The 11,241-nt window shown below is 63.0% G+C and carries 4 protein-coding genes; 2 read left to right on the forward strand and 2 right to left on the reverse strand.

What is annotated here, in order from left to right:
* Positions 1 to 35 precede the first annotated feature (35 nt).
* Entirely contained in the window at positions 36 to 863 is an 828-nt protein-coding gene (locus tag HX803_RS31465) for a N(5)-hydroxyornithine transformylase PvdF (protein ID WP_178925976.1), read from the reverse strand.
* 199 nt (positions 864 to 1,062) lie between these two features.
* Between HX803_RS31465 and HX803_RS31470 the strand changes: the two genes are divergently transcribed.
* Together HX803_RS31470 and HX803_RS31475 are read left to right on the forward strand one after the other, a co-directional pair.
* Positions 1,063 to 2,715, forward strand: coding sequence for a cyclic peptide export ABC transporter (locus HX803_RS31470; protein WP_178925977.1), 1,653 nt, complete (start codon positions 1,063 to 1,065; stop codon positions 2,713 to 2,715).
* 109 nt (positions 2,716 to 2,824) lie between these two features.
* Positions 2,825 to 5,266, forward strand: coding sequence for a TonB-dependent siderophore receptor (locus HX803_RS31475; protein WP_178925978.1), 2,442 nt, complete (start codon positions 2,825 to 2,827; stop codon positions 5,264 to 5,266).
* 140 nt (positions 5,267 to 5,406) lie between these two features.
* Here HX803_RS31475 and HX803_RS31480 read toward each other — a convergent pair.
* A partial coding sequence (locus HX803_RS31480; protein ID WP_178925979.1) for a non-ribosomal peptide synthetase occupies positions 5,407 to 11,241 on the reverse strand: 5,835 nt, incomplete at its 5' end.

The following is an 11,241-nucleotide window of genomic DNA, read 5'->3' on the forward strand; positions in this document are numbered from 1 at the left end:
CGCCGGCAAGCCGGCTCCTATAGGGATGGGGTTGTTCAGGCCTGTTTGGCCAGCAGTTCCAGGCCTTCGTGCAGCGCCGGGAACAGGCTGTTGTTGAAGTTGTTCCAGCGCAGTTCGAGGATGGTGTCTTCCGGGGAAATCTCGGTTTTCAGCACGTCGTGGAACACCTCGCCCGAGTCAATGCCGTTGTCCACGTAGTGGAACGAGGCGCCGGTGAGGTACAGCGGCTCGCACGGTTTGGTTTCCTTGGTCGCCCAGTCCACCACCGCCTGGCCCCGTGCGCCGTACAGGGCGTTCCAGGTGGCGTACGCGCCACGACGCTCGTAAGGCGATTCGATACGGGTGATGCCCGGGTGGATGTTCATGATGCGCCGCGCAAACGGCGCGCCCGGGCGCACCAGCTCATCGAGGATCACCAGCAAGCCATCGAGCACCACGATGTCTGCCTTCAGTTCCACCAGGGTGTCGTACAGCCGGCGTTCGAAATCCTGTTTGCCGGCGATATGCTCGGCGCTGCCCCGTGGCAGGCGGCGGTAGGTGGACGGCACGCTCAATAGCAAGTCGTTGACCAGGTTGCCCTGCACCCGCAGGTCGGCGGGGTACAGCCACTGGCGGCCCGGCTGGTAGGCAAAGCCATAGTCCTTGACCAACTGCTGATCGCGCGGGTTCTGCTCGTCATCGTCGTACACCACGCCCACCAGGTTGTAGGCCAGGCCCAGCGGCGTGTCGTTGAGCGACCCCACCAGAAACTCCAGCACCGACTTCATGTAGCGCTCATGGTCCTTGTAGGCCACTGGCTGCCCGGCCTTGTCGGCGGCGGCATTTCTCAGGGACCAGACATACACCAGGTTCTTTTTCGTCATTGTTTCGCTCTCGCTGGATGAACTGCGCACGGCCTTGATGCACGTGCGCCTACAGAACAAGAACGAACCAGCCCCCCGCCGATTTATCCACCACGGCCACCGCCTGGCACATCGCGCTAAATACTCGCCCCGGCGCTTCGTTTGTCATGGGTAAGGGTCTGTGTGCCCAGCCCCATTTTTCACTCTCCGGGATGTATTTATGACCAACCCCAAACGCGGCGCCTTCCATGGCCTGCTCGCCCTGCTCAGGCCTTTTCGTGCCATCGTGACGGTTTCCGTCGCCCTCGGCATGGTCGGCGGCCTGGCCATCACGTTGCTGCTGGCCACCATCAACAATGCCCTGCACTCGGCCAACGGCATGACCCAGGGCGTGGTCCTGACCTTTGCGGCGCTGTGTGTGGTGGCACTGGTCAGTTCGATCATTTCGGACATCGGCACCAATTACGTCGGGCAACGCATCATTGCCGCCCTGCGCAAAGACCTGGGCGAGAAGGTGCTGTCGGCGCCCATCGGGCAGATCGAGCGCTACCGCTCCCACCGGCTGATCCCGGTGCTGACCCATGACGTCGACACCATCAGCGACTTTTCCTTCGCGTTCACGCCGCTGGCGATTGCCGCCACCGTGACCCTCGGTTGCCTGGGCTACCTGGCCTACCTGTCGGTGCCGATGTTCCTGATGATGGTGGTGGCAATCATCATCGGCAGCGCCGTGCAGTTCATTGCCGGTGGCAAAGGCATCCAGGGGTTCGACCTGGCGCGCACCCACGAGGATGAGTTGCAGCGCTACTACAACGCGATTGCCTCCGGCGCCAAGGAACTGCGCATGCACCGGCCGCGACGCTTTCGCATGAACACCCACCGCATCCAGGAAACCGCCGACCGCATCAGCGATATCCAGGTGCGTTCGGTGAACATCTACATCCTGGCCAAGACCTTTGGTTCGATGCTGTTCTTTGTGGTCATCGGCCTGGCATTGGCGATGCAAGCCTACAACCCCAACCCGGACCCGACGGTGATCACCGGTTTCGTGCTGGTGCTGCTGTACATGAAAGGCCCACTGGAACACTTGCTGGGTTATCTGCCGGTGGTGGGCAAGGCGAAGATTGCCTTTGGCCGCATCAGCGAGCTGTCCGAACGTTTCTCGTCGCCTGAGCCGCACCTGTTGATGGACGACAGCGAAGCACCCACGCCGGTGGTCAACAGCCTGGAACTGCGCGAGGTGAGCTACAGCCCACCGGCCGTGGAAGGCAGCGCGCCCTTCCACCTGGGGCCGATCAACCTGAGCATCAAGCAGGGCGATATCGTGTTTATCGTCGGCGAAAACGGCAGCGGCAAGACCACGCTGATCAAGCTGCTGCTGGGCCTGTACCCGCCCCACTCCGGTGAAATCCGCCTCAACGACGAGGCCGTGAGCGCGCCGGATCGCGATGATTATCGCCAACTGTTCACGACCATCTTCTCCGACTACTACCTGTTCGATGACCTGGTGCAGGGCAGCGCCACGCAGTCGCTGGACAGCGCCGCCAAGTACCTGGAGCGACTGGAGATCGCGCACAAGGTCAGCGTGAAGGATGGGGTATTCAGCACCACTGACCTGTCCACCGGCCAGCGCAAGCGCCTGGCCCTGGTCAACGCCTGGCTGGAAGAACGCCCGGTGCTGGTGTTCGACGAATGGGCCGCCGACCAGGACCCGGCCTTCCGCCGCATTTTCTATACCGAGCTGCTGCCGGACCTCAAGCGCCTGGGCAAGACCATCATCGTGATCAGCCACGACGACCGTTATTTCGACATCGCCGACCAGCTGGTGCGCCTGCGCGCCGGGCAAGTCGTGCACGCGATGGAACCGGCGTGAATTTTGTTTTCCGGTTTTCCCAGGTAGGAACGTCTCACTAGTGGTAATGAGAACTAACCTCAATAAACACCTTGAACTGCCCACTTAAAACATAGAAGAGAAAGCATCCATGTCAGCACGACTCGGTCTCAGCCCCCTGAGCAAAGCGTTATCCATGCGACGGGCCCTGAACATCAACCTCCTTCCGAGTGCCCTGGCACTGGCGGTGTCACTGCCGATCGCAGGCTATGTACAGGCTCAAGAGATCGAGTTGAATATTCCCGCCCAGTCGCTGGGGAGCGCGCTGCAGGAATTCGGTCGCCAGACCAACGTGCAAGTGCTGTACAGCCCGAGTGATGTCGAGGGCAAGAACAGCACCGCGATCAAGGGCAAGATGGAGCCACAACGGGCCATCGACACCCTGCTGGGCGGAACCCAGACCACCCACAGCCTCAACGGCAACACCCTGACGGTGAGCGCTGTCGGCGCGACGACCGGGCTGGAACTGAGCCCCACCCAGGTGACCGGCAACATGCTGGGCAACGTCACCGAAGGCTCAGGCTCCTACACGCCGGGAACCATTGCCACCGCGACCCGCTTGACCCTGACCCCACGCCAGACCCCGCAGTCGATTACGGTCATTACCCGTCAGCACATGGAAGACTTCGGCCTGAACAACGTCGATGACGTGATGCGCCACACCCCGGGCATCACCGTGTCGGCCTATGACACCGAGCGTACCAACTACTATTCCCGGGGTTTCTCGGTCGACAGCTTCCAGTACGACGGCATCCCGTCCGCGGTGCGCAACGTGGGCTACTCGGCGGGCAACACCCTGAGCGACATGGCCATCTATGACCGCGTCGAAATTCTCAAGGGCGCTACGGGCCTGCTCAATGGTGCGGGCTCGCTGGGTGCGACCATCAACCTGATCCGCAAGAAGCCGACCTCGGAGTTCAAGGGCCATGTGGATGTGGGCGCCGGTTCCTGGGACAACTACCGCAGCGAAGTCGATGTCAGCGGCCCGCTGACCGACAGCGGCAATGTCCGCGGGCGCGCCGTCGCGGCGTACCAGGACAAAAAGTCCTTCATGGACCATTACTCGCGCAAGACCGAGACCTATTACGGCATCACCGAATTCGACCTCTCCCCCGACACGATGCTGACCCTGGGCTTCGACTACCAGGACAACACCCCGAAAGGTTCGAGCTGGTCCGGCTCCTTCCCGCTGGTCAACTCCAACGGCAGCATCAACAAGATGCCGCGTTCCTACAACAACGGTACCGACTGGAGTTCCTGGCAGCAAAACACCCGTACCGCCTTTGCCATGCTCGAACATGACATGGGTGACGGCTGGGTCACCAAGTTCCAGCTCGACCACAAGATCAACAGCTACCATGCCGACCTCGCGTCCATCCAGTTCGTGCAACCCGCGGCCGATGGCACGGCAGAGATCAATGCACAGAAGTACACCGGCGAAACCAAGAGCACCACAGCCGACCTGTACGCCACCGGGCCTTTCAGCCTGTTCGGCCGCGACCATGAACTGGTGGTGGGCGGCTCGATCGGCACCTCGCGCTGGCAGGGCAAAGGCTATTGGTCGCCGGAATGGCCAGGCGGCAACAAAGTCGACTTCTACAACTGGAACGGCAACCTCGGCAAACCTATCTACGGCCCGCCCCAGCAGTACACGGACGACGTCGTTCGCCAGACCGGCTACTACGTGACCACGCGCCTGAACGTGATCGATGACCTGAACGTGATTCTGGGTGGCCGCGTGGCCAACTACCACATCACCGGCAATAACCCTTCCTACAAGGAAACCGGACGGTTCATCCCGTATGCCGGCGTGATCTACGACCTGAACGACAACTTCTCGGCCTACGCCAGCTACACCGACATTTTCAAACCGCAGGAAAGCTATATCAAGGATCGCAACGAGAAACTGGTGGATCCGGATGAAGGCCAGAACTACGAGCTGGGTCTCAAGGGCGAATTCTTCGGCGGACGCCTGAACACCAGCATTGCCTACTTCGAGGTTCACGAGAGCAATCGCGCCATTTCGGATGATGCCTGGAACAATTCGAACCCTACACCACCGAACTACGCGTTCAAGGGTTCCAAGGCCATCACCAAGGGTTACGAGGCTGAGATTTCCGGCGAGCTGAGCCCGGGCTGGCAAGTCCAGGGCGGGTACACCCACAAGGTGGTACGCGACGACGACGACAAGAAAATCTCCACCTTCGAGCCCGAGAACCAGGTCAACCTGAACACGACCTACAAGCTCAAGGGCGATCTGGACAAGTTCACCATCGGCGGCGGTGTACGCTGGCAGAGCAAGGCCTGGAACGAAATCTACAACCAGCCGCTGGACAGGAACCAGGACATCACCCAGAAATCCTACTGGCTGGTTGACCTGATGACCCGCTATCAGGTCACCAAGAACCTGTCGGCGACCGTCAACTTCAACAACATCTTCGACAAGTCCTACTACACCAACGTGGGCTTCTACAACTCGGCCATCTACGGTGAGCCGCGCAACGTGATGGTCAGCACCCGCTGGGACTTCTGACCTGACACCTCGATCGCCTGAGGCGGTCCAACGAACGCCCGATGAGCGCCCTGCTTTCATCGGGCGTTTTTGCAGGTGCGCCTTAATACCCGTGCATAAAAAAACCGGATCATGGATCCGGTTTTTTCATGCCCCTCCCGTTACTCCATGGCGTTCACCAGGCTGGCGATGAACACCGCGCTGTCGATGATGCCGTCATGGTCCGTGTCGATCATCACCGAACGCTCGACACGGCCCTGGCCGAGTACCGCTGCCATGTGCTGCTCGATCAGGTCCTTGAAGCGCCCTGCCCGACTCATGGAAGCCCACCAGCAACTGACCGGCGCCTGGATCGGCTTGAAGTCGGCTGCGCTCATGCGCTCGCTCAGGGCACGGTCGACGTCCCAGGAGATCTGCGCTTCGTTGCCGCGCAACAACTCCTCCTTGATGTCGGTGAACGCCTCGCCCAGGGTCTGTTCAGCCCAGGCCACGAACGCCTGCCATTGGCCGCCTTCATCGTCAGCCTCGCGTTGGCACTGCTGCCAGGCGCCTTCGATCTGCTCGGCAAACGCCGGGAACATCACGCCCAGCAAGGCAGCGCGTCGCTCATTCGCCGACACGTCGCGATCCTCTTCGGTGACCACTGCATCCCAGTAAGGCGTGAGCCATTGCGGCGGCGCCGCATCGATCCAGCCCACAAACTCCACCTCGCGCCCCGCTTGCTCCAGGCCATGGGCGACTTCCATCGCCAGGTTCCCGCCCAACGACCAACCCGCCAGGCGGAATGCGCCCTGTGGCTGGGCCGCCAGCAGCTGCGCGGTGTAGTCCTCGACCATCACCTGCCATTGAGGCACCGCCGCCCCCTCTTCCGCCAAGGCACGGCACATCACGCCATACACCGGGCGCTGCTCGCGCAGCGCCAGGGCGATGGCGGTGTAGCAATGCACCGAGCCAAAGCTTGGGTGGAACAGGAACAACGGCGTGCCTTCGCTGCGGTTATTAAGCTTGACCAGCAATGAACTGCGCCCATCGCCCTGCAGGCAACTGACTTGCCCGCGCACCGTCGGGTTGAGCATCAACTGGCTGACGGACAAACCAACGCCACTGACCTTGCGGATGCGCTCCTTGAGCATCAGCACCAACAGGGAATGGCCACCGAGTTCGAAGAAGTTGTCGTTCATCCCGACACGCTCCACCCCCAGCACCTCGCACCAGAGGGCCGCGACTTGCCGCTCGATCTCGCTCCGGGGCGCCTCGTACTGCTCGGCGCCCTGGGCTTGCGGCTTGGGCAGCGCCTTGCGGTCCAGCTTGCCGTTGGGGCTCAACGGCATCTGCGCCAGCAGCACCCATTGCGCCGGCACCATGTAGTCCGGCAACTGCGCGGCCAGGTGCGCGACCAGCGGCTCTTTCCAGTCCTCACAAGGCTGTTGCAGCACCAGGTAACCCACCAGGTGCGTGCCCTCCACCGCCAGCACAGCGGCTTCACGCACACTGGCATGCTCCAGCAGGCGCGCTTCGATTTCACCCAGCTCGATGCGCAACCCGCGCAGTTTGACCTGATGGTCAATGCGCCCGGCGTATTCGATCACGCCGTCGTCGCGATAGCGCGCCAGGTCCCCGGTGCGGTACAGGCGCTCGCCGCTGCCGAACGGGTCGGTCACGAAGCGTTCGGCGGTCAGCGCGGCACGACGGTGATAGCCGCGCGCCAAGCCCATCCCGCCCAGGTACAACTCACCCAACACGCCGACCGGCGCCGGCGCCAGGTTGTCGTCCAGCACGTAACAGCCCAGGTTGGCGATCGGCCGGCCAATCGGCACGGCGTCACGGCCTTCTTCCACACAGGACCAGTGGGTCACATCGATAGCGGCTTCGGTCGGCCCGTACAGGTTGTACAACCCGGCCTGGGGCAACTTGGCGAAGACTTGCTGCTGGGCGTCGGCAGGCAAGGCCTCACCGCTGCACACAATGCGTTGCAGGCTCAGGCACGAAGCAACCGTGGCGTCCTGCAGGAAGGCCTGCAACATCGACGGCACAAAATGCAGCGTGGTGATCCGTTGCGCGTTGATCAGGCTGACCAGCTTGGCCGGGTCACGATGATCGCCAGGCGCGGCCACCACCAGGCGTGCGCCGGTCATCAACGGCCAGAAGAACTCCCACACCGACACGTCAAAGCTGAACGGAGTTTTCTGCAGGACGCTGTCGCTCGCCTCCAGGCCATACGCCTGCTGCATCCAGCACAACCGGTTGGTCAGCGCGGCATGGCGGTTGCCGGCGCCCTTGGGTTGGCCGGTGGAGCCCGAGGTGTAGATCACGTAGGCCAGGTTTTCGCGGTCGACCGGCACGTCCGGGTTGTGCTCGCTGTAGGCATCCAGCCAGGCATCACCCTCCTCCAGCACCAGGCTTTGCACGCCAGCGGGCAGCGGCAATTGCGCCAAGAGGTGCGCCTGGGTCAACAGCAGTTGCACGCCACTGTCCTGCAGCATGTAGGCGAGTCGGTCACGCGGGTATTCCGGGTCCAGCGGCACATAGGCACCACCGGCCTTGAGCACCGCCAACAGGCCGACCACCATTTCCATCGAGCGCTCCACCGCCAGCCCCACCAGCACATCCGGGCCAACACCCGCCGCGATCAAGCGATGGGCCAGGCGGTTGGCACGCGCATTCAACTGGGCGTAACTCAAGGCCTGCCCGGCAAACGCCAACGCAGGCGCGTTCGGTGTGCGCACCACTTGGGCTTCGATCAATTGGTGCACGCCCTGGTCCAGCGGGTACGTTTGGGCCGTGGCGTTCCAGGCCTTCACCACCACCTCGCGCTCAGCGCTTGGCAGGGACGGCAACGCCGCCAGCCGTTGGGACTCATCGCTGGCCATCGCGTGCAGCAACTGCACGAAATGCTCGGCCAGGCGTTGAATATGCGCGGCACTGAAGCTGTGGCGGTCGTAATTGAATTCCAGGCCCAGTGTGTCGCCAATCGCCAACAGCACGGTCAACGGATAGTGGGTCTGCTCCAGGCTTTGCACCGCACCGAAACGCAGCCCCGACGGCGCGCTCTGCTCCAGCGCCTCGGACACCGGGTAGTTTTCGAACACCAGGATACTGTCGAACAACGCCTCACCGCCCAACGCGGCCCAGCGCTGGATCTCGAACAGCGGCGTATGCTCCTGCTCGCGCAAGCGCACGTTCTGCGCCTGCACCTGTTGCAGCCACTGGCTGACCGGCAGTTGCGCATCCGGGGTTGCCACCACCGGAAGGGTGTTGATAAACAGGCCCACCTGCTGTTCGATCCCGCGCAGTTCCGTCGGGCGCCCGGCCACGGTGGCACCGAAGGCCACGGTCGCCTGGCCGGTGTGGTGCGCCAGCAGCAAGAGCCACGCGCCTTGCACCAGGGTATTGAGGGTCACTTTGTTGCGCTGGGCAAACACCTTCAGGTGTTCGGTCTGCGCGGCATCCAGGCTCAACCGATGCTCGCCGTTGGCTTCGGCGCCATCGCCTTGTGCGCCATGGGCCAGGCGGGTCGGCTGCTGCAAGTGCTTGAGCTGATCTTTCCAGAACGCTTCGCTGACCGATTTGTCCTGTGCCTGCAACCACGCGATGTAGTCGCGGTAACGCCCGGCCGGTGCCGGCAAGGATTCCCCTGCGTACTGCTGCAGCACTTCGCCGAACAGTTGGGAGCCACTCCAGCCGTCCATCAGGATGTGGTGGTTGGTGTAGATAATGTGGTGACTGGACGCGCCGGTGCACACCACCGACAGGCTCAGCAACGGCGCCTGTTCCAGTACAAAGCCCTGGGTCCGGGCCGACGCGGCCAGGGCCTCAAGGGCCTCGTCCAGGTCCGCGCGCTGCTGCCAATCCAGCGTCTCAAACGGCATGCGCACCTGTTTGTGGACCACCTGCAGAGGTTGCTCCAGCTCGGCCTGCCACAGGAAACCACTGCGCAGGATTTCATGGCGATCAACCGCCGCCTGCCAGGCCTGATTGAAGCGCGCGACATCCAGGCCTTGCACATCGATGCGCATCTGGTTGATGTAATCACCGGAGCCTTCGCCATACAACGACTGGAACAACATGCCCTGCTGCATGGGCGATAACGGGTAAAGGTCCTCGACCTCGGCGACGTTCAGCGCCAAGCCATCCAGTTGGTCTTGGGAGAGTCGTGCCAGGGGGAAGTCAGACGGTGTCACACCCTGGTGGGCCGACTCGCAGCAGTGGTCGATCAAGGCCTTGAGTTCCGTGGCGTAGTCATCGGCCAGGCGTTGCACCGTCGCTTCAGCGAACATCTCGCGGCTGAAACTCCAGTTCAGTTTGAGTTCACCACCGTAGACCTGGCCATTGAGCTCCAGCCAGTTCCCCAGCGGCGCGTCCGGGCTTTGCTCGGCGCCGCTGGCGTCGCCGGAAGGCACGAACAGACCGTCCTGCTCGGCGCTGTCGAAGCTGGCATCGAACTGCCCCAGGTAGTTGAAGGTGATGCGTGGCCGAGGCAACGCGGCCAGCGCCTGTTGCGCCTCGGCAGTGCCCAGGTAGCGCAGCGCACCGAAGCCGATGCCCTTGTCGGGCACTGCACGCAGTTGTTCCTTGATCTGCTTGAGGGAATCGGCCAGGGAGTCCTTCGGCACCAGTTTCAGCGGATACAGGCTGGTGAACCACCCCACGGTGCGGGTCAGGTCGATGTCGTCGAACAGGTCTTCACGGCCGTGGCCTTCCAGGCGAATCAGCAGCGCTTCATCACCGGTCCAGCGCACGATGACCCGGGCCAGCGCCGTCAGCAACAGGTCGTTGATCTGGGTGCGGTAGGCACTCGGCGCGTCTTGCAACAAGCGACGGGTGTAGCCGCCGTCCAGGTGGGTGCTCACGCTCAGCGCCAGGTGGTTGCTGAGGCTGGCGTGCGGGTTGGCGACAGGCAAGCCGGTCGGGCTGCCTTGCAATTGCGTCTGCCACCAGGCCAGTTCGTGTTCCAGCGCCGCGCTGCGGGCGTAGGTTTGCAGCCGTTCGGCCCAGGCGCGCGTGGCGCTGGTCTTGGCAGGCAGCACCACGGCAGCGCCTTGAACGAGTTGCTGATAGGCGCTTTGCAGGTCTTCCAGCAGGATGCGCCAGGACACGCCGTCCACCACCAAGTGGTGGATCACCAACAGCAAACGCTGGGAGCCATCGGCCAATTGCGCCAACACCGCACGCAACAAAGGCCCGGCGCCCAGGTCCAGGCTGCGCTGAGCCTCTTCGCCCAACGCATCCAGTTCCTCGACGGTCTCCAGGTTGGTCTGCCACAGCACCTGCGCGGCGTCAGCGGGTTGCGGCGCCCGATACGCGGCGTGCCAACCGGCCAGGCCTTCGACAAACCCGGTGCGCAAGGCGTCGTGATGCGCCATCAGTGCCTGCAACGCCGCCACCAGGGCGGCCACCTGCAAAGGCTGGTGCGGTTGCAGCACCACGGACTGGTTCCAGTGGTGACGTTGGGGAATGTCATCGGCAAAAAATGCCTGCTGGATCGGCAGCAGCAACAACGCGCCGGTCTGTGCCGACTGGTCCAGCACCACCGCGCCCTCGCCTTCGCGCGCCACGGCCGCCAGGCTCTGCACGGTCTGGTGCTGGAACAAATCCTTGGGCGTGAAGCGCACACCGGCCTGGCGGGCGCGGCTGACCACCTGGATCGAAATGATCGAGTCGCCGCCCAGTTCGAAGAAGTTGTCATGCAGGCCGACCTGCGGCAGGCGCAGCACGTCGGACCAGATCGCGGCGATCTTCTGTTCCAGCTCGCTCTGGGGCGCCACGTAGACTTGCTGCATCTGGCTCACGTCAGGCAACGGCAAGCCCTTGCGGTCGAGCTTGCCGTTGGGCGTCAACGGCATCTGGGCCAGGAACATCAAGTGCGTCGGTACCATGTAGTCCGGCAAACGGGTTTTCAAGGCGCGGCGCAAGGCCTCGCGGCCGTTGGACTGGGCCACGGCATCGTCCAGCAAGGTCGGGGCCAGCGGCACAATATAGGCCACCAGTTGCTTGCC

Origin of the sequence: Pseudomonas sp. P7548 (assembly GCF_013386585.1) — a bacterium.
Taxonomy (GTDB): Bacteria; Pseudomonadota; Gammaproteobacteria; order Pseudomonadales; family Pseudomonadaceae; genus Aquipseudomonas.

Excerpts from the sequence above, each read along its gene's own strand:
- HX803_RS31475 (WP_178925978.1), top strand. The coding sequence starts at position 2,825 with ATGTCAGCACGACTCGGTCTCAGCCCCCTGAGCAAAGCGTTATCCATG.
- HX803_RS31465 (WP_178925976.1), bottom strand. The coding sequence starts at position 863 with ATGACGAAAAAGAACCTGGTGTATGTCTGGTCCCTGAGAAATGCCGCC.
- HX803_RS31470 (WP_178925977.1), top strand. The coding sequence starts at position 1,063 with ATGACCAACCCCAAACGCGGCGCCTTCCATGGCCTGCTCGCCCTGCTC.